Origin of the sequence: Cellulosimicrobium composti (assembly GCF_010287905.1) — a bacterium.
Lineage (GTDB): Bacteria > Actinomycetota > Actinomycetes > Actinomycetales > Cellulomonadaceae > Cellulosimicrobium > Cellulosimicrobium composti.
The window spans coordinates 21,404-47,404 of record NZ_JAAFAN010000019.1 but is presented as its reverse complement, the minus strand read 5'-3'; the positions used below and the strand labels follow the sequence as shown (position 1 = coordinate 47,404).

25 protein-coding genes are annotated in these 26,001 nt (G+C 75.9%); 12 read left to right on the top strand and 13 right to left on the bottom strand.

Translation table 11 applies throughout. The features are described 5' to 3' along the window. Nucleotides 1-64 precede the first annotated feature (64 nt). Nucleotides 65-1,015, top strand: a complete 951-nt coding sequence (locus tag GYH36_RS07685; protein ID WP_162289550.1) for a sugar phosphate isomerase/epimerase family protein — start codon at nucleotides 65-67, stop codon at nucleotides 1,013-1,015. A gap of 28 nt (nucleotides 1,016-1,043) precedes the next feature. Next, nucleotides 1,044-2,363, top strand: coding sequence for an MFS transporter (locus GYH36_RS07680; RefSeq protein ID WP_115941746.1), 1,320 nt, complete (start codon nucleotides 1,044-1,046; stop codon nucleotides 2,361-2,363). Nucleotides 2,364-2,403: 40 nt separating this feature from the next. Here the strand turns inward: GYH36_RS07680 and GYH36_RS07675 are convergent, their stop codons facing one another. After that, the gene (locus GYH36_RS07675; RefSeq protein ID WP_162289549.1) at nucleotides 2,404-2,799 is read right to left on the bottom strand and encodes a winged helix-turn-helix transcriptional regulator; all 396 of its coding nucleotides are present in this window, start codon (nucleotides 2,797-2,799) and stop codon (nucleotides 2,404-2,406) included. Between the two features lie 204 nt (nucleotides 2,800-3,003). Here GYH36_RS07675 and GYH36_RS07670 point away from each other — a divergent pair, with 204 nt between their 5' ends. The 4 genes from GYH36_RS07670 to GYH36_RS07655 are packed head-to-tail and all read left to right on the top strand — an operon-like array spanning nucleotide 3,004 to nucleotide 6,472. Beyond that, the gene (locus GYH36_RS07670; protein WP_162289548.1) at nucleotides 3,004-3,915 is read left to right on the top strand and encodes an NAD(P)-dependent oxidoreductase; all 912 of its coding nucleotides are present in this window, start codon (nucleotides 3,004-3,006) and stop codon (nucleotides 3,913-3,915) included. Further along, nucleotides 3,912-4,856, top strand: a complete 945-nt coding sequence (locus GYH36_RS07665; RefSeq protein ID WP_162289547.1) for an NAD(P)-dependent oxidoreductase — start codon at nucleotides 3,912-3,914, stop codon at nucleotides 4,854-4,856. Before GYH36_RS07670 ends, GYH36_RS07665 begins: the two co-directional genes overlap by 4 nt. A gap of 9 nt (nucleotides 4,857-4,865) precedes the next feature. After that, entirely contained in the window at nucleotides 4,866-5,531 is a 666-nt protein-coding gene (locus tag GYH36_RS20310; RefSeq protein WP_162289546.1) for a pentapeptide repeat-containing protein, read from the top strand. A 44-nt stretch (nucleotides 5,532-5,575) separates the two neighbouring features. After that, nucleotides 5,576-6,472 carry a carbohydrate kinase family protein gene (locus tag GYH36_RS07655; protein WP_162289545.1) on the top strand — a complete coding sequence of 299 codons (897 nt, stop codon included), beginning with the start codon at nucleotides 5,576-5,578 and terminating at the stop codon, nucleotides 6,470-6,472. A gap of 10 nt (nucleotides 6,473-6,482) precedes the next feature. Here the strand turns inward: GYH36_RS07655 and GYH36_RS07650 are convergent, their stop codons facing one another. After that, nucleotides 6,483-7,553: a hypothetical protein gene (locus GYH36_RS07650; protein WP_162289544.1), complete on the bottom strand. Its 1,071-nt coding sequence runs from the start codon at nucleotides 7,551-7,553 to the stop codon at nucleotides 6,483-6,485. An 89-nt stretch (nucleotides 7,554-7,642) separates the two neighbouring features. Here GYH36_RS07650 and GYH36_RS07645 point away from each other — a divergent pair, with 89 nt between their 5' ends. Beyond that, on the top strand, nucleotides 7,643-8,236 hold the full coding sequence (locus GYH36_RS07645; RefSeq protein ID WP_115941751.1) for a TetR/AcrR family transcriptional regulator: 594 nt from the start codon (nucleotides 7,643-7,645) through the stop codon (nucleotides 8,234-8,236). Between the two features lie 33 nt (nucleotides 8,237-8,269). Here GYH36_RS07645 and GYH36_RS07640 read toward each other — a convergent pair whose 3' ends face one another. Both GYH36_RS07640 and GYH36_RS20305 read right to left on the bottom strand, forming a co-directional pair. Continuing rightward, the gene (locus tag GYH36_RS07640) at nucleotides 8,270-8,983 is read right to left on the bottom strand and encodes a response regulator (RefSeq protein WP_162289543.1); all 714 of its coding nucleotides are present in this window, start codon (nucleotides 8,981-8,983) and stop codon (nucleotides 8,270-8,272) included. Next, nucleotides 8,980-10,314, bottom strand: coding sequence for a sensor histidine kinase (locus tag GYH36_RS20305; protein ID WP_162289542.1), 1,335 nt, complete (start codon nucleotides 10,312-10,314; stop codon nucleotides 8,980-8,982). The genes GYH36_RS07640 and GYH36_RS20305 overlap by 4 nt, the downstream gene beginning before the upstream one ends. Nucleotides 10,315-10,463: 149 nt before the next feature. Between GYH36_RS20305 and GYH36_RS07630 the strand changes: the two genes are divergently transcribed. Next, complete coding sequence (locus GYH36_RS07630; RefSeq protein WP_162289541.1) at nucleotides 10,464-11,357, top strand: GAP family protein; 894 nt, start codon at nucleotides 10,464-10,466, stop codon at nucleotides 11,355-11,357. 85 nt (nucleotides 11,358-11,442) lie between these two features. Here GYH36_RS07630 and GYH36_RS07625 read toward each other — a convergent pair whose 3' ends face one another. From GYH36_RS07625 to GYH36_RS07600, 6 genes are all read right to left on the bottom strand, one after another. Next, nucleotides 11,443-12,912 (bottom strand): flotillin family protein, encoded by a 1,470-nt coding sequence (locus GYH36_RS07625; protein ID WP_162289540.1) that lies wholly within the window; start codon nucleotides 12,910-12,912, stop codon nucleotides 11,443-11,445. Nucleotides 12,913-13,082: 170 nt separating this feature from the next. Beyond that, nucleotides 13,083-13,553, bottom strand: coding sequence for an NfeD family protein (locus GYH36_RS07620; RefSeq protein ID WP_024839808.1), 471 nt, complete (start codon nucleotides 13,551-13,553; stop codon nucleotides 13,083-13,085). Between the two features lie 191 nt (nucleotides 13,554-13,744). Beyond that, entirely contained in the window at nucleotides 13,745-15,355 is a 1,611-nt protein-coding gene (locus GYH36_RS07615) for a RecQ family ATP-dependent DNA helicase (RefSeq protein ID WP_115941756.1), read from the bottom strand. Next, nucleotides 15,352-17,160, bottom strand: a complete 1,809-nt coding sequence (locus GYH36_RS07610; RefSeq protein ID WP_162289539.1) for a pyruvate dehydrogenase — start codon at nucleotides 17,158-17,160, stop codon at nucleotides 15,352-15,354. The genes GYH36_RS07615 and GYH36_RS07610 overlap by 4 nt, the downstream gene beginning before the upstream one ends. 154 nt (nucleotides 17,161-17,314) lie before the next feature. Next, nucleotides 17,315-18,310, bottom strand: a complete 996-nt coding sequence (locus tag GYH36_RS07605; RefSeq protein ID WP_162289538.1) for an NAD(P)/FAD-dependent oxidoreductase — start codon at nucleotides 18,308-18,310, stop codon at nucleotides 17,315-17,317. A 27-nt stretch (nucleotides 18,311-18,337) separates the two neighbouring features. Beyond that, nucleotides 18,338-19,225 carry a class I SAM-dependent methyltransferase gene (locus GYH36_RS07600; protein ID WP_162289537.1) on the bottom strand — a complete coding sequence of 296 codons (888 nt, stop codon included), beginning with the start codon at nucleotides 19,223-19,225 and terminating at the stop codon, nucleotides 18,338-18,340. A gap of 47 nt (nucleotides 19,226-19,272) precedes the next feature. Here GYH36_RS07600 and GYH36_RS07595 point away from each other — a divergent pair, with 47 nt between their 5' ends. Further along, complete coding sequence (locus GYH36_RS07595) at nucleotides 19,273-19,848, top strand: helix-turn-helix domain-containing protein (protein WP_162289536.1); 576 nt, start codon at nucleotides 19,273-19,275, stop codon at nucleotides 19,846-19,848. 54 nt (nucleotides 19,849-19,902) lie between these two features. Here GYH36_RS07595 and GYH36_RS07590 read toward each other — a convergent pair whose 3' ends face one another. After that, nucleotides 19,903-21,222 (bottom strand): MFS transporter, encoded by a 1,320-nt coding sequence (locus tag GYH36_RS07590; RefSeq protein ID WP_376739812.1) that lies wholly within the window; start codon nucleotides 21,220-21,222, stop codon nucleotides 19,903-19,905. A gap of 118 nt (nucleotides 21,223-21,340) precedes the next feature. On the opposite strand from GYH36_RS07590, the gene GYH36_RS07585 reads away from it, so the two are divergent. Continuing rightward, a complete protein-coding gene (locus tag GYH36_RS07585) occupies nucleotides 21,341-21,646 on the top strand; it encodes a GNAT family N-acetyltransferase (protein ID WP_115941759.1) in 306 nt (101 codons plus the stop codon). A gap of 55 nt (nucleotides 21,647-21,701) precedes the next feature. On the opposite strand, the gene GYH36_RS07580 is transcribed toward GYH36_RS07585, so the two are convergent. Next, the gene (locus GYH36_RS07580) at nucleotides 21,702-22,433 is read right to left on the bottom strand and encodes a hypothetical protein (protein ID WP_162289535.1); all 732 of its coding nucleotides are present in this window, start codon (nucleotides 22,431-22,433) and stop codon (nucleotides 21,702-21,704) included. A gap of 232 nt (nucleotides 22,434-22,665) precedes the next feature. Between GYH36_RS07580 and GYH36_RS07575 the strand changes: the two genes are divergently transcribed. Next, nucleotides 22,666-24,543: an FAD-binding protein gene (locus tag GYH36_RS07575; protein ID WP_162289534.1), complete on the top strand. Its 1,878-nt coding sequence runs from the start codon at nucleotides 22,666-22,668 to the stop codon at nucleotides 24,541-24,543. Continuing rightward, nucleotides 24,540-25,397: a 2Fe-2S iron-sulfur cluster-binding protein gene (locus GYH36_RS07570; protein WP_115941762.1), complete on the top strand. Its 858-nt coding sequence runs from the start codon at nucleotides 24,540-24,542 to the stop codon at nucleotides 25,395-25,397. Before GYH36_RS07575 ends, GYH36_RS07570 begins: the two co-directional genes overlap by 4 nt. A gap of 82 nt (nucleotides 25,398-25,479) precedes the next feature. Here the strand turns inward: GYH36_RS07570 and soxR are convergent, their stop codons facing one another. Further along, the gene (gene soxR / locus GYH36_RS07565; protein WP_115941763.1) at nucleotides 25,480-25,920 is read right to left on the bottom strand and encodes a redox-sensitive transcriptional activator SoxR; all 441 of its coding nucleotides are present in this window, start codon (nucleotides 25,918-25,920) and stop codon (nucleotides 25,480-25,482) included. Nucleotides 25,921-26,001: the final 81 nt, after the last annotated feature.

Here is a 26,001-nt window from a genome sequence, read left to right as displayed (position 1 = left end):
CGGTTCCCCCCAGCCGAACGCCCGCTGGGTGTGGGCCACAGCCGACGGGTCTAGGGTGACCGGCATGTCAGACGCGACGACGCCGCGCGCGGCCTCCCCGGCACCGGGGGAGCCGCCGCGCATCCACGTCACGCTCTCCACGGCGAGCGTCTACCCGCGCAAGGCCCCGTACGCGTTCGAGGCGGCGGCCGACCTCGGGTACGACGGCGTCGAGGTCATGGTGTGGTCCGACGAGACGACGCAGGACGCCGCGGCGCTGCGCCGGCTCTCCGCCGAGCACGACGTCCCGATCCGCAGCATCCACGCGCCCACGCTGCTCGTGAGCCAGCGCGTGTGGGGCCGCTCGCCCGGGCCCAAGCTGCGACGCTCCGTCGAGCTCGCGCAGGAGGTAGGGGCGAGCACGGTCGTCGTGCACCCGCCCTTCCGGTGGCAGTACCGCTACGCGCGCGAGTTCGAGGACCTCGTCGGCGAGCTCGACGAGACCGAGGGCGTGACCATCGCCGTCGAGAACATGTACCCGTGGCGCAGCCGCAAGCGCGAGATGCAGGCGTACCTGCCGGGCTGGGACCCGTCCGAGCACGGGTACGAGCACGTCACGCTCGACCTGTCCCACGCCGCCGTCGCGCAGCAGGACGCGCTCGAGCTCCTCGACGTGTTCGACGGCCGGCTCGCGCACGTGCACCTCGCCGACGGGTCGTCGTCGATCACCGACGAGCACCTCGTCCCGGGGCGCGGCGACCAGCCGTGCGACCGGGTGCTCGGCGAGCTCGTGCGGCGCGGCTGGTCGGGGGACGTCGTCGTCGAGATCTCGACGCGCCGCGCCCGCACGGCCGCGGAGCGCCGCGAGGACCTCGCCGCGTCGCTGTTCTTCGCGCGCACGTACCTCACGCCCGGGCCGCACCCGGGCTACGCGCCGCCGCCCGGGCACCCGCACCGCCACGCCGACGCGTGGGGCGAGGAGGACGCGCGCGACGAGGCGGCCGACGCCGCCGCGGACGCGCCCGGTCCGGTGTGACGCCCGACCTGCCGTAGGCTCGACGGTCGTGGCTCGCGTCAACGGTCTCCTCGCCGACACGACGCCGTTGCGCACCTCCCCGCCGTTCCGCCGCCTGTGGTGGGGGCTCGGGATCTCCAACCTCGGCTCGCAGCTCACGGTCGTCGCCGTCGGGCTGCAGGTCTACGCGCTCACCGGCTCGTCGCTCGCCGTCGGCGTGCTCGGGATCTGCGCGCTCGTGCCGCTCGTCGTGCTCGGCCTCTACGGCGGGGCGCTCGTCGACGCCTACGACCGCCGCAAGGTCGCGCTCGCGGCGTCGACCGCCCTGTGGGTGGTCACGGCACTCATCGCCCTCCAGGCGTGGCTGCACCTCGACTCGGTCGGCGTGCTCTACGCGCTGGTCGCCGCGCAGTCCGCGGCGTTCGCCATCAACAACCCGGCGCGGTCGGCGATCATCCCGCGCCTCGTCGAGCCGCGGCTCCTCCCCGCGGCGAACGCGCTGCAGACGATCGCGTGGAACGTCGCGCTCACCGTGGGCCCGCTGGGCGGCGCGTTCCTCGTCGCGCTGTGGGGCTACCAGGTCGCGTACACGATCGACGCCGTGCTCTTCACGGCCGCGCTGTGGGCGGTGTGGCGCCTGCCGGACATCCCGCCGCTGTCCGCCGACGACGCGCCGGAGCCCGCCCCCGCGGCCCGCCGGCGCCGCGTCGTGGGGTGGCGGTCCGTCGTCGACGGCCTGCGCTACCTCGCGACCCAGCCCAACGTCCGCACGACGTTCCTCGTCGACCTCGCCGCGATGGTGCTCGCGTCGCCGCGCGTGCTCCTGCCCGCGGCGGGCGTCGTGTTCCTCGGGGGCGGGGAGGCGACGACCGGCGTGCTCACCGCGGCGTTCGCCGTGGGCGCCGTGCTCGCGGGCGTGTTCTCGGGAGGGCTCTCGCGCGTGCGGTGGCAGGGCCGCGTCATCGTGTGGGCGATCACGGCGTACGGCCTGTCGATCGTGCTGTTCGGGCTCGTGCTCGTCGGCGTGGGCCCCACCACCCCGACGACGGTCCTCGTGGGCGGCCTCGTCGCGGCGAGCGTCGCGCTCGCGCTCGCGGGCGCGTCCGACGCCGTGAGCGCCGTGTTCCGCCAGACCATCCTGCAGACCGCGACGCCCGACGACATGCGCGGCCGCCTCCAGGGCGTGTTCATCGTCGTCGTCGCGGGCGGTCCCCGCCTCGGCGAGCTCGTGCTCGGCGCGCAGGCCACCTGGGTGGGGGAGGCGTGGGCCGCCGTCGCCGGGGGCGTCGCGTGCGTCGTCGTGCTGTGGCTCGTGGTGCGCGCGCACCGCCGGTTCTGGCGCTACGACGCGCTGCACCCCGAGCCGTAGCCCGCACGGGCGGGGGCGGGCGGAGCCGCCAGGCGCCGTGTCACGGCTCGACCACCGCGGCACCGAGCCGCGCGATGCGCTCGCTGCCCCACGCGCCCAGGGACTCCAGCGCCGTGTTGAGCGCCCTGCCGTGCTCGGTGAGGGAGTACTCGACGCGCGGCGGCACCTCGGGGAAGACCTCGCGCACGAGCAGGCCGTCCGCCTCCATCTCGCGGAGCTGCTGGGCGAGCACCTTGTCGCTCACCCCGGGCAGGCCGCGCTTGAGCTCGGCGTACCGCCGCACGCCGTGGGCGGCGAGCTCCCACAGGACGAGCGACTTCCACTTGCCGCTGACCACGTCCATCGCGGCGTCGAGGCCGCACACGTAGGGGCCGCGGCGCGGCGGGGGTCCCTCCGCGCGCTCACGGACGGCGGCGGTCCTGGTGGTCGTCGTCATCGCTCGCTCCTTCGTCGCCGCACGGGCCGGGGAGGCCCGTGCACGTCCGTGCCCGACCCGCGGGCGCGACCCGCGTGACCTGCACGCTCACCTGGAGGTGAGAACCCCACCTCGACGTGCGTTCTTCCCGGCCGACCGGATGCCGGGGAGGGTGGACCGCGAGGGCATGCCGCCCCGCCGACCAGCACCCGACCCGGAGGACCGATGCCCGACCACCCGCCCGCCGCACCGCAGCCCGTCACCGTCCTCGGTCTCGGCGCCCTGGGCAGCGCGCTCGCCGTCGCGGCCGTCGCCGCCGGCCACCCGACCACCGTCTGGAACCGGACGCCGGGACGCGCCGGCGCGCTCGTCGCGGCCGGCGCCCGCGAGGCGAGGACGGCGCGCGACGCCGTCACCGCGTCGCCCCTCGTCGTCAGCGTCCTGCTCGACCACGAGGCGGTGCACGCCGTGCTCGACCCGGTCGCCGACGCGCTCGCCGGGCGGACGCTCGTCAACCTCACCACGACGACGCCCGAGCAGTCGCGCGAGCTCGCGGCCTGGGCGGCCGACCACGACGTCGTGCACCTCGACGGCGGCGTCATGGCCGTCCCCGCGACGATCGGCGGCCCGGGCTCCGAGATCCTGTACAGCGGGTCGCGCGCCGCGTTCGACGGCGCCCGTCCCCTGCTCGACGCGTGGGGCGCGAGCACCTGGTTCGGCGAGGACCCCGGGCTCGCGCCGCTGTACGACCTGGCGCTCCTCGCGGGCATGTACGCGATGTTCGCGGGCTTCTTCCACGGCGTCGCGATGGTCGGGACCGCCGGGGTGAGCGCGGGCGACTTCGCGCGCCGCGCGGCGCCCTGGCTCGCCGCGATGACGTCCGCGCTCGCCGAGTACGCGGACGTCGTCGACCGGCGCGACTACGCCGGCCCCGGCCAGCAGAGCCTCGCGTTCTCCGACCTCGCCGACCTGGTCCGGGCGAGCGAGGAGGCCGGCCTCGCGACCGACGTCGTCGACGCGGTCCAGGCGCTGGTCCGCCGCCAGGTCGACGCCGGCCACGGCGCCCACGGCTTCGCGCGCGTCGTCGAGAGCATCCGTACCCCAGCACCCGCCACCGCACCCGGAGGAGAAGGATGAGCACCCCCACCCCCGTCACCCTGATCGGCCTCGGCCCGATGGGCCAGGCCATGGTCCGCACGCTCCTGGCCGCGGGTCACCCCGTCACCGTGTGGAACCGCACCCCCTCCCGCGCCGACGCGCTCGTCGCCGAGGGCGCGACGCGCGTCGCGACCCCCGCGGAGGCGGTCGCGGCGAGCGACCTCGTCGTGCTCAGCCTCACCGACTACGCCGCGGCCGACGCCGTCCTCGCCGCGGCGGCCGACGTCCTGCCCGGCCGCACGGTCGTCAACCTCAGCTCCGACACCCCCGGGACGACGCGCCGCGCGGCGCACTGGGTGGCCGACCACGGGGCGACGCTCGTCGTCGGCGGGATCATGGTGCCCGCGCCGCTCGTCGGGACGGCCGCCGCGTACGTCTACTACAGCGGCCCGGAGGCCGCGTTCCGCGCGCACGAGCGCACGCTCGCGACCCTCGGCGCGCCCCGCTACCTCGGCGAGGACCCCGGGCTCGCGCAGCTCCTCTACCAGGCGCAGCTCGACGTCTTCCTCACCGCGCTCTCGGGCGTCGCGCACGCCGCGGCGCTCGCGGAGGCGGCCGGGGTGCCGCCCACGCGGTTCGTCCCCGAGGCGCTGCGCACGCTGGCCGACACGCCCGCGACGGTCGAGAGCGGCGGCGCGGTCGGCGAGGCGTTCGAGACCGGGGTCCACCCCGGAACCCCGAGCACCGCCACCATGATGGGCGCGACCGCGGCGCACGTCCTCGGGGCGAGCGAGGAGCTCGGCGTCGACACGGCGCTGCCGCGCGCCGTCCTGCCCCACTACGAGGCGGCGCTCGCGGCCGGGCACGGACGCGACGACTGGACCGCGATCTTCGAGGTCGTCCGGGCCCCGCGGGAGGCGGACGACGTCCCCTCCGGACGGGTCGAGGCCACCGCGCAGGGCGTCGGCACCACGGCATAGTCTCGACGCGTGGCACCCGCGACGCCGACGACCGAGCCCCCCGTGATCGACCCCGTCGTGCTCGACGACCTGCAGCGCGGCGACGCGTACGACCTCGAGCCGGAGGCCGACCTCGAGGGGTTCGAGATCGCCGACCTCCGGCTCGACCGGCTCGACCTGCACGGCGCGAGCGTGTTCGCCTCGCGGCTCGACCAGGTGCGGGCCGACGAGGCCGACCTGGGCGCGGTGACGTTCACGGAGGTCGTGCTGGAGCGCCTCGACGTGCCCGCGCTGCGCGGGACGCGGGGCCGGTGGCGCGACGTCGAGGTGCGCGGTGCGCGGATCGGCTCGGCCGAGCTCCACGAGTCGTCGTGGAGCGGGGTCCGGTTCGTCGGGTGCAAGCTCGGCTTCGTCAACCTCCGCGGGGCGACGCTGCGGGACGTGCGGTTCACCGACTGCACGGTCGACGAGCTCGACCTCGTCGCGGCCGACGCGCTGCGCGTCGCGTTCGACGGCACGCGCGTGCGCCGCCTCGACGTGCAGTCGTCCACGCTCGCGCACGTCGACCTGCGTGGCGCGGAGCTCGACGAGCTGAGCGGGGTCGGGTCGCTGCGCGGCGCGACGATCGACTCCGCCCAGCTCGCGCGGCTCGCCGCGACGTTCGCGCACAGCCTCGGCGTCACCGTCGAGGACTGACGCCGCGATGCCGCGTGCGAGAGGCGGGGGATAAGGTGCGGCGCGTGACCGCCGCGCCCCGCCCGCACGCCGCACCGCCCGACCCCGCGGGCACCGAGGTGCTCGTCGCGGGCCCCGCGTCGTGGAACCTGCTCGTCCGGCTCGACGAGCTGCCCGCCCCGACGCCGCACACGGTCTTCGCGCGCTCGTCCCACCACGCCGTGGGCGGGACGTCGGCCGGCAAGGCGCTCAACCTCGCGCGGCTCGGGCGCACGGTGCTGCTGCGCACCGTGCTCGGGTCCGACGACGAGGCGGAGCACGTGCGGTCGGTGCTCGCGCGCGAGGGCGTGCGCGTCGTCGAGGAGCCGTCGCCGGACGGGCGCACCGAGAGCCACCTCAACCTCCTCGACGACGACGGCGGGCGGGTCTCCGTCTACCTGCGCGCCCCGGGCGAGGTCCCCGCGACCGGCGCCTCGTGGGACGTGACGACCGCGGCTCTCGACGCCGCGGCCGCCGTCGTCGTGGACCTCGCGGTCCCGGCGCTCCCGGTGCTCGACCTCGCGGTGGCACGCGGGCGCGACGTCTGGGTCGACCTGCACGACTACGACGGCGGGTCGGCGTTCCACCGGCCGTGGGTCGAGGCCGGCACGCACGTCTTCGTCAGCGGGGACCGGCTGCCGGACTGGCGCGGCTTCCTGCGCGCCCGGGTCGACGCGGGCGCGCGGCTCGCCGTGTGCACGCACGGGTCGCGCGGCGCCGTCGCGCTGACGCCCGACGGAGGGTTCGTCGAGGTCCCGGCGGAGCCGGTACCGCGTGTCGTGGACACGAACGGCGCGGGCGACGGCTTCTTCGCCGGGTTCCTCGACGCGCACCTGCGCGGCGCGGACGTCCGCGAGGCGATGCGGGCCGGCGCCCGGCACGCCGCGCTCGTCGTGCAGAGCCCGGACCTCGTGCCCGCCTGACGGGTCCCGGTCAGCGTGCGGACGGTGCCGGCGCAGGCACGGGGGAGACGACCTCCGCCCCGCGCAGCGCGGGCGACGTCGCGGCCCCGCGGTCGCGGGCGCGCCCGGCGAGCGAGAGCGTGAGACCGAGCGCGGCCCACCCGGTGAGCACGAGCCACGGGAACGTGGTGTCGGCGCCGGGGAAGTAGGACAGGTCGCGCAGCAGGGTCGCGGACGCGCCCGGCGGGAACCACTGGCCGACGGCGCCCCACGGGGAGAGCAGGAACTCGACGGGTACGGCCGCGGCGGACAGCGGGTTGGCGACGAGCAGGAACAGCACCAGCCCGGCGGCGAGGCCCGGGCGTCCGAGGAGGCCGACCGCCCCGACGATCGTGGCGCCGATGCCGAGCAGCGCGAGCCCCACGGCGAGCGAGTCGGCGAGGTACGCGCCGTGGAGGCCGCCGAGCCCGTGGAGGAGCCCGGCGACGGCGGGCCCGCCCAGCGCCGCGTAGACGACGATCGCGGTGACCCGGCGCCACGTCCCGGCGACGGTGAGCGACACCACGACGCCGCCGACCAGACCGCCGAGGACGAGCGGGAAGGAGGCCGCGGCGAGCGTGGTGCCCCGGGCGTCGTCGGCGGACAGCGGCACGACGTCGGTGACCGCGACGGTCGGCACGGCGTCGGCGGGAGCGCCCTGAGCGGCCGCGGTGGCGTCGACCTGCGCCTGCAGCGCGGGCTGGAGACCGGCGAGGAGCTGGGCGACGGCGGGGCTCGCGGCCGACGCCGTGAGCACCTCGGGCTCCGGCCCGAGCACGAGCGCCCCGTAGGCGTCGCGGGCCTCGACGAGGTCGACGGCGGCGGCGCGGTCGGCCACCGGGACGAGCTCGACGGCGCCGGGCGCCCTTCCCTCGAGGCCCGCCTGGACCTGTGCGACGACGGCCGGCTCGGCCGCCACGGCGACGGGCAGGTCCCGCGGCTCGGCGGTGACGGACGGCCAGAGGAACGCGAGGACGACGACCGCGACGACGGCGACGAGGCCGACCGCGGTCGCGGCGACGCGTGGCCAGCGGGTCTGCGGGGTGGTGCGGACGGCGGTCATGGTGGCCTCCTAAAACGAATGTTCGTTCTCTTAAGGTCGACCCGTGCGAGCCCGCTGTCAAGAACGTTCGTTCGGTTTAGGGTGGGGGCGTGCCCCGGGTCAGCGAGGAGTACCGCACGCGCCGCCGCGACGAGATCGCGGAGGCCGCCCTGCGCGTGTTCCGGCGCAAGGGCTTCACCGCGACGTCGATGGCCGAGATCATCGCGGAGTCCGGGCTGTCCGCCGGCGCGATCTACGGCTACTACGACTCCAAGACGGCGATCGTGCACGACGTCGCGGCGCGCGTGGTCGGGGGCCGCATCGCCGACGTCGAGCGCATCGCCGAGCAGGACCCGCTGCCCCCGCCGTCCGAGCTCGTCGGCGTGCTCCTGCGCGGCGCCGTCCGCGAGATCGGGAGCACGGGGATCCTCGTCCAGCTCTGGGGCGAGGCGGTGACCGACCCGCGCATGCTCGGCTTCGCGGCCGACGTCCTCGTGCAGCTCCGCACCGTCTTCGCCGGGTACGTCGCCCGGTGGCACGAGCAGGAGCACGGGCTCGACCCGCAGGACGCCGCCGCGCTCGGCGCCGAGCAGGCGCCGCTCTTCCTCGCCGCATGCCAGGGGTTCGTCCTGCAGAGCGCGCTGCTCGACGACTTCGACGCCGACGCCTACCTCGACGACGTGACGCGGCACCTGCCGCGCTGATCCCGGCGCGCACCGGGACGCCGTCCGGCGGGCTCAGGCGAGGCCCGTGTCGCGCGCGACGATCGCGGCCTGCATGCGGGTCGAGACCCCGAGCTTCGCGAGCACGCGCGAGACGTGGGTCTTGGCCGTCGCCTCGGTGATGAACAGGTCGGCGGCGATCCCCTGGTTGGACAGCCCGCGACCCAGCGCCGCGAGCACGTCGACCTCGCGGGGCGTCAGGTCCGCGAGTCGCGGGTCGGTGCCGGGCGCACCGGAGGCGCCGTCCGCCGTCGCACCTGCCGGACCCGCCGTGGCCCGCGTCCCCGGCGCCGTCTCCGGGCCGCGCGCGAAGGCCGCGAGGAGACGGCGCGTGACCTCGGGCGCGAGCACCCCGTCGCCGTCCGCGACGCGGCGCACCGCGTCGATCAGGGCGCTCGGCTCCGCGGACTTGAGCAGGAAGCCCGCGGCACCGGCCCGCAGCGCGCCGTCCACGTACTCGTCGAGGTCGAACGACGTGAGCACGAGGACCTCGGCGAGCCCCTCCGCGGTGATCGTGCGCGTCGCCTCGATGCCGTCGACGCCGGGCATGCGCAGGTCCATGAGCACCACGTCGGGCCGCAGCGCCCGCGCGTTCGTGACCGCGGCGGTGCCGTCCGCGGCCTCGCCGACCACCTCGACGTCGGGCGCGGCATCGAGCAGGAGCCGCAGCCCGGCGCGGATCGCGGCGTGGTCGTCGGCCAGCAGCACCCGGACCGGTCGTGCCGTCATGCGTCCTCCGTCGCCGTCGCGTGCTCACCGACGGGCACCCGCGCGCGCACCGTCCACCCGCCGCCGGGGCCCGGCCCGGCGGCGAGCGCGCCGCCCAGGCCGTCCGCCCGCTCGCGCATCGTCAGCAGCCCCGTCCCCGCGCTCAGCGGGCCGTCGACCGGGGCCGGGGTGCCGCGCGCCCCGTCGTCGTGCACCTCGAGCACGACGGCCGCGCCGTCGCGTGCGAGGCGCACGGTCACGGGAGAGCCCGGCGCGTGCTTGAGGGCGTTCGTCACGGCCTCCTGCGCGATGCGGAACAGGGCCTGGTCCGCGGCCGCGGGCAGCGCGGACCCCGCGACGCCGTCGGGGTCGTCGAGCGTGACGGCGGTCGTCGCGCGCGCGGCGTCGAGCAGCGTGTCGAGGCCCGCGAGCCGGCCCGGCGCGGCGACCGCGTCGAGGGAGCCCGCGCCGTCGCGCCGGCCCTCCGTGCGCAGCAGCAGGATCATCGAGCGCATCTCGTCGAGCGACGCGACCGCGCTGGCGCGCACCTGCTCGAGCGCCGCCCGGTCCTGCGCCGCGTCGGGCGGGTGCGCGAGCGCCGCCCCCGAGTGGATCGCGATCGTCGACAGGTGCGACGCGATGACGTCGTGCAGGTCGCGCGCCATGGCGGCGCGCTCGGCCCGGACCGCCTCGTGCCGGTCGAGCTCGGCGATGCGCTCCAGGTCGTGCGCGCGCTGCCGCTCGAGCTCGGCGGTGCGGGCCGCCGCCTCGGCCTCGCGCGCCGCGAGGTCCGCACGCTCGTCCGCGAGCTCGGCGAGCTCGCTCTTCGTCCGGACGTTCGTGGCCCACCACATCGGCACGAGCAGCACCGCCCCGAGCTGCAGCGCGACGTACACGAACTGGCGCACGTCGCGAGCGGCCTCGCCCGCGGCGACCGACCCGACGACCGCGACCGTCACCGCGACGCCCCAGAGCCAGGCGCGGGCCCGCGGGCCCGACCACAGGGCGGCCGCGTAGAGCAGGTCCCACAGGACGAGGGTGATCGCGAGGCTGCCGCCCCACCACAGGTCGACGGCCGTGACGAGCACGCCGCCCAGGAGCGCGAGGACGGGGTGCGCGCGCTTGACGAGGATGAGCAGGCACCCCGCGGCGAGCAGCGCGACGCGCCACCACGGCGCGCCCGGCTCGACGACGAACGGCGCCCGGACGAGGCCCACGAGGCCCACCTCGATCAGGAGCCAGCCGAGGACGAACGTCATGACGGCGGAGAGCACGTCGTTGCGGCGGTCCTCGATGCGCCACACGTGGCGCAGCGACCGCGACGCGCCCGCCCTGCCGTCCGACGTGCTCACGACCCCATCCCAGCACAGCATCGCCACCGGCGGATCGGCCGAACGGTGTACGACGGCGCCGCGCCCGGCCCGTGCGGCGCGGCACCGGGGGCCCGGGATCGGTCGTTCGCCCGACGACGCGGTGCCCGCCGCGCGCGAGGCTCGTCGGCATGGACATCCCCTTCGACCTCGACGCCGCCGGAGGACCGGGCCTGGGCCTCGCCGCCCTGGCGGGCGTGCTCGTGGTGCTCGCGCTCGTCGACTCCACGAGCTTCGGCACGCTCCTCGTCCCGGTGTGGCTGCTGCTCGCGCCCGGCCGGCTCCGCGCCGGGCGCGTGCTCGCGTACCTCGCGACGGTCGCCGTCGCCTACCTCGCCGTCGGGGTCGTCGTCATGCTCGGGGCGGGCGCGTTCCTCGACCGGTTCGGCGACGCGCTCGACTCGCGGGCCGCGACGATCGTGCAGCTCCTGCTCGGGATCGGGCTGTTCGCGCTGAGCTTCCGCTTCGACAGCAAGCGCGCCGCACGGCGTGCCGCCCGCGACGGCGTCCCGGCCGACGGGGATCCGGAGCGCGCCGACCGCGTCCCGGGCGGGACGGGCGGCGAGCCGGGCGACGCGGGTGCGGGTCCGGCGCCGGGCCCCGCGCGACCGGGACGGCTGGCGCGCTGGCGCGAGCGCGCCCTGGGGATCGAGGCGGACGCGGCCGGCGCGGGCGCGGTCCGTACGCGCGCGTCGGTGCTGCCGCTCCTGGGCCTCGCGCTCGGGGCGGTCGCGGTCGAGGTCGGGACGATGCTGCCGTACCTCGCGGCGATCGGGATCATCACGACGTCGGACGTCGGCTGGCCCGCGAGCGCCGGGGTCCTCGCCGCGTACTGCGTCGTCATGGTCGCGCCCGCGCTCCTGCTGCTGCTCGGTCGGCTCGTCGCGGCGCGCGCGGTGGACCCGCTGCTGCGGCGCCTGGACGGGTGGCTGACGCGCAACGCGACCGACATGACGGGGTGGGTGCTGGGGATCCTCGGCGTGCTGCTCGCGCTCGACGCGTTCGGCCGCCTCGGCTGGACCTGACGGATTCCCCCCGCATCCGCCGAGCATGCGGCTGTGGCCCGCCCGGACGTCCGGACGGGCCACAGCCGCATGCTCGGCAGGTGGGTCAGTGCGAGGTGCCGTTCGTCGACGACTCGCCGGACCCCGCGAGCTGCGTGCCCGCGAGGTTCGCGATGAGCTGGTTGATGTCCACGCCCGTGAGCTGCTTGATGACGCCCTGGCCCTCGCCGAGGACCGACGCGACGTTCTTCGTCACCGCGGACGCGCCGTCGGTCGAGACGACGGTCATGCCCTGGATGTTGCCGATCGGCTCGGCGGCGGCGCGCACGATCTCGGGCAGGCGCTCGATGAGCTCCTGGACGAGCGCGGCCTCGCCGTACTTCTGCAGGGCGTCGGCCTTGGCGTCGGTCGCCGCGGCCTCGGCGCGACCCTCGGCCTCGATCGCCGCGGCGCGGGCCTCACCCTCGGCCTTGATACCGGCCGCGAGGGCGACCTGGCGGTCGCGCTCGGCCTCACCGGCGCGGCGCACGGCCTGCGCGGACGCCTCGGCGTCCTGGATCGCTGCGGTCTTGTTCGCCTCGGCGATGACGGTGCGCTTGTACGCGTCGGCCTCGGTGGCGGCGTTCGCGGCGTCACGACGCGCGTTCGCCTCCTGGACCTCGGCGTACGCCTTGGCCTCGGCGGGCTTGCGGATCTCGATGTCGAGGCGCTCCTGCGTGACGCGCGCCTGCTCGGCGAGCGCCTCGCGCTCCTGCTGCGCGACGAGGCGGTCCTGCTCGGCGCGCGCGAGCTGACCCGCGGCCTCGGCCTCGGCGTTCGCGCGGTCGGTGTCGGCCTTGATCGCGGCGCGCTTGAGGTCGAGGGCCTTCTGGCGCTCGGCGATCTGCTCGGCCGCCTCGATGACGGCGAACTCGGACGCGCGCTGCGCCTCGGCCTCGGAGACCTCGGCGACCTGGCGTGCGCGGGCCGACTCGGCGCGACCGAGGTTGGCGAGGTAGTCCGAGCCCGGCGTCGAGATGTCGGAGATGTTGAGCAGGTCGACCTGGAGGCCCTGCTCCGAGAGGTCGGCCTTGGTGGACTCGACGACGCGGTCGGACAGGCCCTTGCGGTCGGAGATGATCTGCTCGATCGTCATGTCGCCGACGATGGAGCGCAGCGAGCCCTCGAGCGACTCCTTGATGATCTCGGTCAGCGTGCCCTGCTGGGACAGGAAGCGCTGGGCCGCGCGGCGCACGCCCTCCTCGTCGCCCCGGACCTTGAAGTTGATCGACGCCTTGATGGCGATCTTGATGCGGTTCTTGTCGACGCCCTCGACGGTGATGCCGATCTGGCGCTGCTCGAGCGAGATCGAGAAGCCCTGCTGGAGGATCGGCCACACGAACGTGCGGCCGCCGACGACGACCTTCTGCCCGCTGCCCGCGGCCTCCTTGCGGCCCGCGCCGCGGCCGACGATGACCAGGGCCTCGTTCGGCGGGACGCGGCGGATGCGCTTGCTGATGAAGATGACCACCGCGAAGAACGCGATGACCAGGGCGACGATCGCCAAGGTCGTGATGAGGTTCGTGTCGTCGAACATGGTCCGCGCCGGAGCGCGTCTCCTTCCGTGGGTGCGGGCAGGTCAGGACGTGCGGCGGTCGAGCGGGCCGGTCCGACCGGCGTCGAGCGCCCGGCCGGTCCGGGCCGGTGGAGCGGTGCGGGTGCACGGGGCACCCTGCGTCGGTGCGCGACGGGCGCGCCCGGCGGTCCTCAGTCGTTCGGGTAGTGGCGCTGGACGCGCACGCGGCTCCCGGACTGCTCGAGCACGACGACGCGCGCGCCCTCCGGGATGGGCTCGTCGGACCACGCGAGGCGGCGCTCGAGCTCGTGCGCCGCGTCGAGCGAGACCTCGCCGCGGGCCGGGTCGATCGCGGTCGTCGCGGTGCCCTGCACGCCGACGAGGGACGCGGGCACGCCGTCCTCCGACGCGCGCAGGTGCTTGACGAGCGACTGGACGAGGACCATCACGACGAGCGCGACGACGAGCGAGCCCACGTACGCGAGCCACGTCGGCAGGTCGTTGGACGCGACGATCACGCCGACGGCTCCGAAGACCACGCCACCCACGCCGAGCGTCGTGCCCGACACCGCGCCGTCGCCCAGGTCGACGATCTCGCCGACGAGCAGCGAGAGGAGCAGGAGGGCGAGTCCGGCGATGCCGATGACGATGAACGCGATCATGCGAGGTCCCCTCGGGCGGCGGGCCACGGCACGGAAGTGGCGTGTGGAGTTGTCGTGAACGTACGCACACCTTACCGTGAGCCGACCATGCCGTGGGGCGATCTGGAGATACGTCACATGGGGAGGACTCCCCACGCCGCGCCGGGGGCGGAACGGGGCCGACCGGGCGTCGCGCGAGGCCGCGGGCGGCCTCAGCCCGGCGTGAGGAGGCCGTTCTCGGCGACCGCGTCGAGGCTCAGCGTGCGGTACCCGTACGCCTCGAAGAGCACGGTCACGCGGTCCTCGCCCTCGTACCCCATGACCGTGCCCTCGCCGAACTCCGGGTGCCGCACGGTCGTGCCGGTCGACCACGGCGCGGCCGTGTCGTCCGCGGCGCGCTCGGCCGCGGTGCCCGCCCAGCAGGTGTCGCAGCGCCCGCACGGCTCGGGCAGGTCCTCGCCGAGGTAGGCGAGCAGGAACTGCCGGCGGCACTGCTCCGTCTCGGCGTACGCGCGCATCATCTCCAGGCGCGAGTCGTCGACGCGGCGACGGGCCTGCGCGAGCTCGCGCGCGGCGTCGGCCACCGCGGCGGGCCGCGCGTCGTCCCCGGCGAGCGCCCGGGCGTCCTCGACGAGCGCGCGCAGGCGGGCGAGGCGTCGCGGCAGGCGGGTGCGGCCGTCGTCGGACGCGGCGGCGCCCGGCCCGAGGGCGCGCGCGACCGCGCGCAGGTCGTCGCGGTCGGGAACGCTCACCGCGAAGAAGCGCTGGAGGCCGAGGTCCTCCGGCCGGTAGAAGAGCACAGCGACCGCCGGCTCGCCGTCGCGGCCCGCGCGCCCGACCTCCTGGTAGTACGAGTCGGGGGAACCGGGCACGTCGGCGTGCACGACGAACCGCACGTCCGGCTTGTCGATGCCCATGCCGAACGCGGACGTCGCGACGACGACGTCCAGCTCGTCCTCGGTGAAGCGCCGCTGGGCCTCGTCGCGCTCTGCCCGGCGCAGCCCGCCGTGGTAGGCCGCCGACCGCAGCCCGGCCTGCGCGAGCGCGTCCGCGATCTCGCCCGTGCGGCGCCGGGTGGCGACGTAGACGATCCCCGTGCCCTGCTCCGCCTCGGTCCGCACGCGCTCGACGACCGCGCGGTCCTTGTCCTCGGCCTCGACCGCGCGCACGACCTCGAGCGCGATCCCCGGACGCGCGAACCCGCGCACGATCACGGCGGGGTCGCGCAGGTGCAGGCGCTCGGCGACGTCCTCGCGCACGGGCGGCGACGCCGTCGCGGTGAGCGCGAGCACGGGCGGCCGCGGGTCCAGGGTGTCGAGGCGCTCGCCCACCCGCAGGTACTCGGGCCGGAAGTCGTGGCCCCACGTCGAGACGCAGTGCGCCTCGTCGACCGCGACGAGACTCGGCCGGGCCGCGCGGACGGCGTCCAGGACCTCGTCGTTCGCGAGCTGCTCGGGCGACAGGAAGAGGAACTCGAGGTCGCCCGCCGCGGCGGCCTCCAGGGCGGCGCGGCGCTCGGCCGCGGGTACCGCCGAGCTCACGGCCGCGGCCCGCGCGTCGTCGTCCCCGAGCTCGAGCAGCGAGCGCACCTGGTCCTGCTGGAGCGCGATGAGCGGCGAGACGACGAGCGTCGGCCCGGGCAGCTCGAGGCCCGGCACCTGGTACACGGCGGACTTGCCGGCGCCCGTGGGGAGCACGAGCAGGACGTCGCGGCCGTCGAGGAGCGCGGTGATCGCCTCGCGCTGCCCGGGGCGCAGGTCGCGGTAGCCGAAGACCTCCCGGGCGGTGTCGCGGACGTCGGCGAGGGTGGGCTCGTCCGTCACGGGCGGGGCACGTTGCGCAGGTTGGCGCGGGCCATCGAGACGACCTCGCCCATGCCGCCGCCGAGGACCTCCTTGCTCATCGCGACCGCGAACCCGCGCACCTGTCCCGCGGTGATCGTCGGCGGGATCGAGAGCGCGCGCGGGTCGGTCACGACGTCGACGAGCGCGGGCCCGGGCCGGTTGAGGGCGTCGGCGAGCGCGCGGCGCAGGTCCTTCGGCTTCTCGACGCGCACCGCGGGGATGCCGATCGCGTTCGCGACCGCCGCGTAGTCCACCTGCGGCGACTCGGTGCCGAACATCGGCAGGCCGTCGACGAGCATCTCGAGGCGCACCATGCCGAGGCTCGCGTTGTCGAACAGGACGACCTTCACGGGCAGGTCGTACTGCTTGAGCGTCACGAGCTCGCCGAGCAGCATCGACAGGCCGCCGTCGCCGGCCATGGCGACGACCTGGCGGCCCCGGCCGGCGTCGCGCGCGGCGGCCGCGGCGCCGATCGCGTGCGGCAGCGCGTTCGCCATCGACCCGTGGATGAACGACCCGATGACGCGCCGCTTCCCGTTGGGCGTGATGTACCGCGCGGCCCACACGTTGCACATGCCCGTGTCGACCGTGAACACCGCGTCGTCGGCGGCGAGCTGGTCGAGCGTGTCGGCCACGTACTCGGGGTGGATCGGCGTCGTGCGCTCGACTTTCTTCGTGTACGCCCCGACGACGCCGTTCATCGCCTTCTCGTGCTTGGCGACCATGGAGTCGAGGAACTTGCGCGACCGCGCCTTCTTCACGAGCGGCAGGAGCGCGCGGACCGTCTCGCCCACGTCGCCCACGACGGCGAGGTCGAGGCGCGTGCGGCGACCGAGGTGGGTCGGGTCGACGTCGACCTGCGCCGTGCGGACCGACTCCGGGAGGAACTGGTCGTACGGGAAGTCGGTGCCGAGCAGCACCAGCAGGTCGCAGTCGTGCATGGCGTCGAACGCGGCGCCGTAGCCGAGGAGGCCGGACATGCCGACGTCGAACGGGTTGTCGTACTGGATGAACTCCTTGCCGCGCAGCGAGTGGCCCACGGGCGCGGCGATCCTGTCGGCGAGCGCGAGGACGTCGTCGTGCGCGCCGCGCACGCCCGCCCCGGCGAAGATCGTCACCTTCTTCGCGGCGTCGATCGCGTCCGCGAGCTGCTGGACGGCGGCCGCGTCGGGCACGACGCGCGGGGGAGCGGGCCGGCACGCGACGTCGGGCACGGCCGCCGGGGCGTCGAGGTCGGCGACGTCGCCCGGGAGCGTGAGGACGGAGACGCCGCGGGCGCCGTAGGCGTGGTGGATCGCGGAGTTGATGACGCGCGGCGCCTGCTCGGCGCTGGAGATCATCTCGGAGTACACGGAGCACTCGGTGAACAGGCGGTCGGGGTGGGTCTCCTGGAAGAACCCGGTGCCGATCTGCTTGCTCGGGATGTGGCTCGCGATCGCGAGGACCGGGACGCGGGACCGGTTGGCGTCGTAGAGGCCGTTGATGAGGTGGAGGTTGCCCGGCCCGCACGACCCGGCGCACACCGCGAGGCTGCCCGTCACCTCGGCCTCCGCGGCCGCGGCGAACGCGGCCGCCTCCTCGTGGCGCACGTGGATCCACTCGATGCCCTTGCCGGCGTTCTCGCCGACGTTGGAGCGGTGCACCGCGTCGACGACGGGGTTGAGGCTGTCGCCGACGATGCCGTAGATCCGGCGCACCCCCGCCTCGACGAGCTGCGCGACGAGCAGGTCGGCGACCGTGCGGTTGCGCTTGTCCTGCGGGGAGCGACCGATTCCGAACGGCATGACGTACCTCCACGGGTGGCTGGGGTCGTCCTCCATCGTGCGCCGGGTCGTCCGGGGGCGCAGCGTGAGCGGGCGTCTCGTGCGTCACCCTCCGGCCGACGGGCCCGCGGTCGTTCCCGGCCGCGGGCCCGGCCCGGTGCCTCGGGCCGCCGCCTCAGACCGCGGGCTCGGCGTGCGCGGCGAACGGCGTCCGGCGCTGCGCGACGGCCGCCGCGGCGTCGGCCTGCGCGAGCTCGCCGTGGATCCCCGCGCCGGCCATGACCCCGGCCGCGGCGGACGCGCCGACCTGCGCCATGAGGTCGCTCGAGTTGCCCGCGGCCCACACGCCCGGCACGGCGGTCGCACCGCGCGGGTCGGCGGGCACGAACCGACCCGCCGGGTGCTCCTCGAGCGTCCCGCCGAGCTGCTCGAACAGCTCGCCGCGCGCGACGAACCGCGGCCCGACGACGACGGCGTCCACGCCGAACGACGTCCCGTCCGCGAGCACGACCGACCGCACGGACCGGCCCTCGACGTCGAGGCGCGCGACCTCGCCCTCGACCACGCGCACGCCGAGCGCCGAGAGCTGCTCCCACGTGGCGTCGTCGAGCTCCGGCGCGGTGTGGTGGAACAGCGTGACGTGCGGCGTGAGCTGGCGGAACAGCAGCACCTGGTGCGCCGCGGCGGGACCGGTCGCGAGCACCGCGATCCGCTGCCCCCGCACCTCCCACCCGTGGCAGAACGGGCAGTGCAGCACGCTCGACCCCCAGCCCTCCCGCACGCCGGGGACGTCGGGCAGCTCGTCGACGAGGCCCGTCGCGAGCAGCACGCGGCGCGCGCGGACCGTCCCGCCGTCGTCGAGCGCGAGGCTGAAGCCGGACCGGACGTCGCCGTCGGCGCGGACCACGCGCGCGTCGCGGACCTCGGCGCCGTAGCCCGCGGCCTCGGCGCGACCGGTGGCGAGCAGCTCGCGCGGCGGGACGCCCTCGCGGCCGAGCAGGTTGTGCGCGCCCTCGGCGGGCGCGTTGCGCGGTTCGCCGGCGTCGAGCACGACGACGGAGCGCAGCGACCGCGCGAGCGTCACCGCGGCGCTCAGCCCGGCGGGGCCGCCGCCGACGACGGCGACGTCGTACGGGGCGTCGGGGGTGGGGATGGCAGGGGTGGCGGTCATGGTTCTCCTCGGCAGGGTTCGGGGGTCTCAGCGCGGCCGGCGGGCGGCCCAGACGATGCGGCCGCCGCGCGCGGCGACCGTGTGCTCGCCCGGCGCGCGACCCGGGGCGGCGGGGTGGGTCGTGGTGGGGTCGGTCGGGACGGTCGGGGTGGTCGCGGCGAGCACGGCGTCGAGCGCCGCGAGGCCGTCGGGGCCGAGTCGGTCCGCGAGGTGCGCGCGCTGGCGCGCGGCCGTGGCGTGCGCCCAGCGCGACGCGGCGGGGCCGGGCGGCACGACGGCGGTCGGCTCGCGCCGGTCCACGACCTCCAGCCCCGCGTCGGTCAGGAAGGGTGTCCAGTCCGGGTAGCGGTTCCAGCCCGCCTGGGCGGCGGCGCTGTCGAGGTGCGCGGCGAGGTCGGCGTGCGCCGCGTCGTCGGGCAGGACCGGCGAGGTCGCGGTCATCTCGACGACGACGAGGAGCCCGCCGGGCACGAGGGCGTCGCGGGCGTCGCGCAGCACGCGCGCCGGGTCCGCGACGTGGTGCAGCGAGGCCGACGCCCACACGACGTCCGCCGTGCCGACCTCGGGCCAGCCTGCGTCGAGGTCGGCCTCGACCGTGCGCACGCGGTCCGCGAGGCCCGTGCCGACGAGTCCGGCGCGCAGCCGGTCGAGCATCGCGGCGTCCGCGTCGACCGCGACGACGTCGGCACGAGGGAAGGCGCGCGCGAGCGCCCGCGTGCCGGTGCCGGTGCCCGCGCCGAGGTCGACGACGGTGCGCACCGCGTCCGGCGCGTGCTCCACCGCGACCGCGACGGCAGCGTCGAGGAGGCCGCCGAACACCTGCGCGTCGAGGTCGAGCACGTCGGCGCACCCGGTGCCGTCGTGGGTGTGGTCGTGGTGGGGCGTCCCGGTGGGGTGCGCGGGGAGGGAGGTCATGCGTCCACCGTAGGACGCTCATGCGCTCAAGACATAGGATCTTGCTCATGACGCAAGAACTCGATCTCGACGCGGTCGTCCGCCAGCGCATCCGCGGCCTCCGGCTCGCACGGGGCTGGACCCTCGACGCGCTCGCCGCGCGCTGCTTCCTCAGCGCCTCGACGCTCAGCCGGATCGAGACCGGGCACCGGCGCATCGCGCTCGACCAGCTCGTGCCCATCGCGCGGGCGCTCGGCACGACGCTCGACCAGCTCGTGGAGCCGGTCGACGACGAGGACGTCGTGATCCGGCCCGAGCCGCAGCGTCGCCCGGGCGAGACGACGTGGCTCCTGTCGCGCGACCGCCCGGGGACGATGGTCGCGAAGATGCGGATCACGCCCGAGCGCGCCGTCGGCCCCGAGCACCAGCGCGTGCACCCCGGCCACGAGTGGTTCACCGTGCTGTCGGGGACGGCCGTCGTCTACCTCGCCGACCGCCGGATCCTCGTGCACGAGGGGCAGGCGGCGGAGTTCTCGACGATGGTGCCGCACTCGTTCGGCGCGCACGACGGCCCGGTCGAGATCCTCACGATCTTCGACCAGGAGGGCGAGCGCGCGCACCTCTCGGGCGCCGACCCGGCCTGACGGGGCCGCGCCCCCGGGGCCCGGGCGCGTCAGGGCGCGGGCGCGACGTCCTCGTCAGTGCGCGGGCGCGACGTCCTCGCGGTCGGCGCTGCGGCGCAGCGACCGGAGCGCGGCGAGCACGAGCACGACGGCGAGCACAGCGGCGGCCACGACGACCTCGAACCCGGCGTGCGCGCCGCCCGCGTCGACGCGCGACCCCGCGACCGACGACCCGATCGACACCCCGACGCCGAGCGACGTCCCCACCCACGCGAGCCCCTCGGTGAGCTGGTTGGGCGCCACGAGGTTCTGCACGAGGTTGTTGCCGTTGATGAGCGTGGGCGCGATCGCGAAGCCGGTCACGAACATGACCGCCGCGAGGACCGGGACCGACGTGACGAAGAAGAACAGCGACACGCCCGCGGCGAGCGCGAGGATCCCGAGGACGAACCGGCGCCACAGCGGCGAGACCCAGTGGCGCGCGCCGTAGACGAGCCCCGAGATGAGCGAGCCCATGGCGAACACCGCGAGGATGACGCCCGCCGCGCCCTTCTGGCCCTGCTCCTCGGCGAACGCGATGGTCGACACGTCGGTCGCGCCGAACACGATGCCCATCGCGACGAAGATCACCGCGAGCACGACCATCCCCGTGGAGCGCATCGCCGAGCGCTGCTTCACGCCCGCCTCCGGCACGACGACGGGCGGCTCGGTCGCGCGCTGCGAGAGGAACCACAGGCCCCCCACGACGGCGGCGACGAGCGGCACGAGGAGCCCGGCCGACGGGGACACGCTCGTCGCGAGGACCGTGGCCAGCACCGGCCCGACGACGAACACGAGCTCGTCGAGCGCGGACTCGAGCGAGTACGCGGTGTGCAGGCGCCGCGCGTCGGGCACGACGTGCGTCCACCGCGCGCGGACCATCGAGCCGTACGAGCCCGACGTCCCGCCGGTCAGCGCGGCGAACACGTAGAGCGTCCACTCGGGAGCGCGGAGCACCGCGCACAGGATGAGACCGCCGAGCCCGAGGGTGGTGGCCGCGAGCATCGGCAGCATGACGGCGCGCTGCCCGGTGCGGTCGACGAGGCGCGCGATCTGCGGCGAGACGATCGCCTGCGCGACGACGAGCGCGGCCGCGACCCGGCCGGCGAGCGCGTACTGGCCGTAGATCCCCTGGATCATGAGGATCGTGCCGATGCCGACCATCGACATGGGCAGGCGCGCGACGAGCGCGGCGGCGGAGAACCGCCACGCGCCCGGCAGCGAGAGGACGTCGCGGTAGGGGTTGCGCGAGGTCGCTCGGGCGGTGCCGGGCGGCGTCTCCTCGGTCGTCAGGTCGTCCCGCCGGGGCTCGGGGTGCTCGGGGTCGCCGGAGCGCGACGGGGAGTCCTGGACCACCGTCCCAGTGTCCCACCGAGAACCCGTCCGACCGGTAGCGAATTGCCCGCGCCGCAGGTCGTGTGACGACCGTCTCGCGCTGTTGTCCTCGCGGCGCGCGGCGGCGACGATGGGCGCCATGAGCGACAGCAGCGCGCCGAGCGCCTCGACCGTCACCGTGAGCGACGAGGGCGACCGGTTCGAGGCCCGGACCGACGACGGCACGGTGGCCGGGTTCGCCGCCTACGAGCGCACCCCGGGCACGGTGATCTTCACGCACACGGAGGTCGACCCCGCGTTCGAGGGGCGCGGGGTCGGGTCGGCGCTCGCGGCGGGAGCGCTCGACGCGGTGCGGGCGTCGGGCGAGCGCGTCGTCGCGCTGTGCCCGTTCGTCCGGGCCTACATCCGTCGCCACCCGGAGTACCAGGACCTCACGACGCGCTGAACGACCGGGAGCCCCGGTCCCGCAGGACCAGGGCTCCCGGTGGGGGCGTGCGGCGTCAGGAGATCGTGCCGGTGCCCTCGCCCTCCATGCGCTCGTCGTGCAGGAGCTCGCCCTCGGCGTCGACGGGCGTGACCACCGCGTCGAACGTGATCGGCGAGCCCGGCTGGTAGCGGAAGTTCGTCGCGTACGAGTAGGACTGGCCGGTCGCGAACGGGTACACCGTCGGCTCGCGGTACGCCTGGTCGTGCATCGCGTCCGCGTGCACGCCCTGCGCCTCGTACAGCGCGTCGTCGACGATCGTGTCCATGCCCTGCATGTACGGCCAGTCGTCGTAGCGCTCGTCGATGCTCACGAGGCTCGATCCCAGGTCGATCGGCGCGCCCTCGTTGGTGATGACGTAGTTGACGAACACGATGTCGTCGCCCTCGGCGATGATCGGCTCGTTGTTCTCGGGGTCGACGAACAGGCCGTCCTTCGACGCCTGCGTGACGCCCACCTGGTAGACGTCGACGCGGACGCCGCCGACCGTGAAGGTCGAGATCTGCTCGCCCGGGTCCGTCACGGGGTTCGCCCAGTCGGGCAGCTCGCCGCTCGCACCGGCGTCGCCCGCCGCCTCGTCGTCGACCTCCTCCGCGTCCTCGACCGGGGCCGTCTCCTCGGCCGCCGTCGTCTCCTCCGGCGCCGGCGTCTCGGGCGAGCCCCCACCCACGTTGATCGTGCACGCGGTGAGGCCGAGCGCGAGCGCGGCGGCGGCGGTCAGGCGGGCGGCGGAACGGGCGGGACGCATGAGTACTCCGGGAAGTTCGGGGAGGGGTGCCGCACGGACCATACCCGGACGCGCGCGCCGCGCACGATGGGGAGGGGTGCCCATGACCGCGCCCGGACGCGGGACCTTCGCCTGTTGCGCGAGGGTCCGGGCGCGAGGACCCTTCCCGTATGCCTCGCCGCACCCTCTCCCCGGCCACGCCCGCGCGCACCGGACCGGCCCGCCCCGCGGCGCGACGCCGGGAGCGGAGCCGGTGAGCGCGCTGCGCGTCGAGCGCGCCGACGTGGTCGTCGTGGGCGGGGGCGCCGCCGGGCTCAGCGCGGCGCTCGCGGTCGCCGAGGCGGCGGCCCGCGACAAGGGGCGCGCGCCCGTCGTCGCGCTCGTGTCGAAGGTCTACCCCCTGCGCTCGCACACCGTCGCCGCCGAGGGTGGCGCGGCCGGGGTCGTGGGCGACGACGACTCGCTCGAGCAGCACGTCGCGGACACCGTGGCCGGCGGGGCGGGGCTGTGCGAGGAGGACGCCGTGCGGTTCGTCGTCGAGCGCGCGGCGGGCGAGCTGTACCGGCTGGAGCGGTGGGGCCTGCCGTGGTCGCGCACCGACGACGGCGACGTGGCGGTGCGCCGGTTCGGCGGCATGAGCCGCGCGCGGACGTGGTTCGCCGCGGACAAGACGGGCTTCCACCTGCTGCACACCCTGTTCCAGACGTCGCTGCGGTACTCCGGTCCCGACGGCCCCGTGCGCCGGTACGACGAGCACCACGTGCTCGACCTCGTGGTCGACGACCCGGGCGGGCCGGACGCGCGGGTGCGCGGCGTCGTCGTGCACGACCAGCACCGCGGCGAGCCGCTGCTCCTCGCGGCGCCCGCCGTGGTGCTCGCGACGGGCGGCTCGGCGCGCGCGTGGGGGACGAGCACGAACGCGGGCATCTGTACCGGGGACGGCACGGCGATGGCGCTGCGGGCGGGCGTGCCGCTGCGCGACACCGAGTTCCTCCAGTTCCACCCGACCGGCCTGCCGGGCAGCGGCATCCTGCTCACGGAGGCCGCGCGCGGCGAGGGCGGGGTGCTGCTCGACGCCGAGGGTCGCCGCTACCTCGCCGACTACGGCCTCGGGCCCGAGACGCCCGTCGGGGCGCCCGTGCCGCGCACGATGGAGCTCGGGCCGCGCGACCGGCTGTCGCAGGCGTTCTGGCACGCCGACCGCGACGGCCGCACGATCCCCACGCCCGACGGCGGCGTCGTGCTCCTCGACCTGCGGCACCTCGGCGCCGCGCGGCTCGCGGAGCGGCTCCCGCTCGTCACGGGCCTCGCGAAGCAGTTCGCGGGCGTCGACCCCGCGACCGAGCCCGTGCCCGTGCGCCCCACGGCCCACTACACGATGGGCGGCGTCCGCACCGACGCGCGCGGCGCCACCTCCGTCGCCGGGCTGTTCGCGGCGGGGGAGTGCGCGTCCACCGGCCTGCACGGCGCCAACCGGCTCGGCTCCAACTCGCTCGTCGAGACGCTCGTCGTCGGGCGCGCGGCGGGGGAGGCCGCGCTCGCGTGGTCACGCGAGGCCGGGCACCTCGGGGCCGACGGCGGCGCGGCCGGCGCGGGGGCCGGCGTCGGCCCGGCGTCCGCGGACGGCCAGGTCGTCGACCGCGCCGCCGAGATCGCCGACGGCTACCTCGCGATGCGTGGGCGCGGCACCGAGCCGCCGGCCGCGATCCGGGCCGAGCTCGGCCGCGTGCTCGACGCCGACGCCGGGATCTACCGCGACGCCGACGGGCTGCGGCGGGCGCTCGCGACCGTCGAGGACCTGCGCGCGCGGTACGCCGCCGTGCGCGTCGTCGACACGAGCGCCGTGCTCAACACCGACTGGGCCACGACCGTCGAGCTCGGCGCGACCCTGCTCGTCGCGCACGCGACCGTCGCCGCCGCGCTCGCGCGCGAGGAGTCCCGCGGCGCGCACCAGCGCCTCGACTTCCCGGACGTCGACGACGTGCCGCGCCACTCGGAGGTCCGGCTGGACGCGGGCGGAACGATCGAGGTGGCGCACGTCCCCGTGGGCGCCGAACACGACATGAGCGCCGGAAAGAGACCGATAACGACCCCCATGTCGTTCTCGGCGGAGAGGGGAGCGGGTTCGTGAGCGAGGCAGACCTGCCGGTGGAGGCGCGGACGGTGCGGCTGGAGGTCGCGCGGACGTCGGTCGATGGCGCCGACACGGGGCGGCGCGACGTGTTCGACGTGCCCTACGACGACCGCACGTCCGTGCTCGACGCGCTGCAGTGGGTCAAGGACCACGCGGACCCCACGCTGACGTTCCGGTGGTCGTGCAAGATGGCGGTCTGCGGGAGCTGCGGCGTCATGGTGAACGGCCGCCCGGTGCTCGGGTGCGAGACGTTCGTGCGCGGCTACCGCACGTCCGGCCTCGTCGTCGAGCCGCTCGCGCACGCCGAGGTGCTCCGCGACCTCGTCGTCGACACCGACGCCTTCCTCGGCAAGCTCGCCACCGTCCAGCCCTGGCTCGTGCCCGACGGCGCCACGCGCCTCCCACTCGTCGACGCGCCCGCGCCCGTAGCCGGGTCGGGCGCCGGCGACGACGCCGCGGACCCAGCGACGGCGGACGACAGCGACGCGCTGCGGGCGCACGGACCGGCGTCGGGCCACCGGCAGACGCCGGGCGAGCTCGCCGCGTTCAAGGGCTTCGCCGAGTGCATCGACTGCATGCTCTGCTACGCCGCGTGCCCGCAGCTCGACGTGGCGCCGGACTTCCTCGGCCCGGCCGTCGTCGCGACGGCGCGCCGCTGGGACGAGGACTCGCGCGACGCGGGCGAGCTCGACCGCGCCGACGTCCTCGACACCGAGTTCGGCGCCTGGCCCTGCATCCAGGTCGGCGCGTGCACCCAGGTCTGCCCCAAGGGCGTCGACCCGGCCCGCGCGCTCCGCGACGCCCAGCGCGTCGCGACCGAGACGTGGGACGCTCGCAGTCGGCGCGGGTGAGTCGCCCGGCGCGACCGTCGGCCGCACCGCTCGACCGGTGCGGCGCATGGTTCAGGGCCGTGGACCCGGTGCTCCCGGACGCTCAGATGCGCCGGGGCCCCGGACCGTCCGAGCCGAGTGCGTCCTCGGGGTTGAGCAGGCGGCACGCCTTGAGCGAGAGGCAGCCGCAACCGATGCAGCCGGTCAGCTCGCGCTGCAGGTGGTCGATCTGGGTGCGCCGCAGCTCGAGCTGGTCGTTCCAGAGCTTGGCCACGCGCCGCCAGTCGCGCTGCGACGGCGGGTGGTCCAGCGGGAGGCTGGTGAAGACCTCCTGGACGTCGGCGAGGGGTATGCCGAGCCGTTTCGCGACGACGACGAGCGAGATGCGCCGGAGCATGTGCCGGGGGTAGCGGCGCTGGTTGCCGGCCGTGCGGGTCGAGGCGATGAGGCCGAGCTGCTCGTAGTAGTGCAGCGCTGACACGGCGACGCCCGTGCGGCGCGCGACCTCGCCGACAGCGAGGAGATCGTCGGGTTCGAGCGACACGGATACCTCCCTTGACCTCAAGTTTACTCGAGGTATTAGCGTCGCGGCGGGTCGTCCACCGGGGCGCCCGCAGGGGGGCGT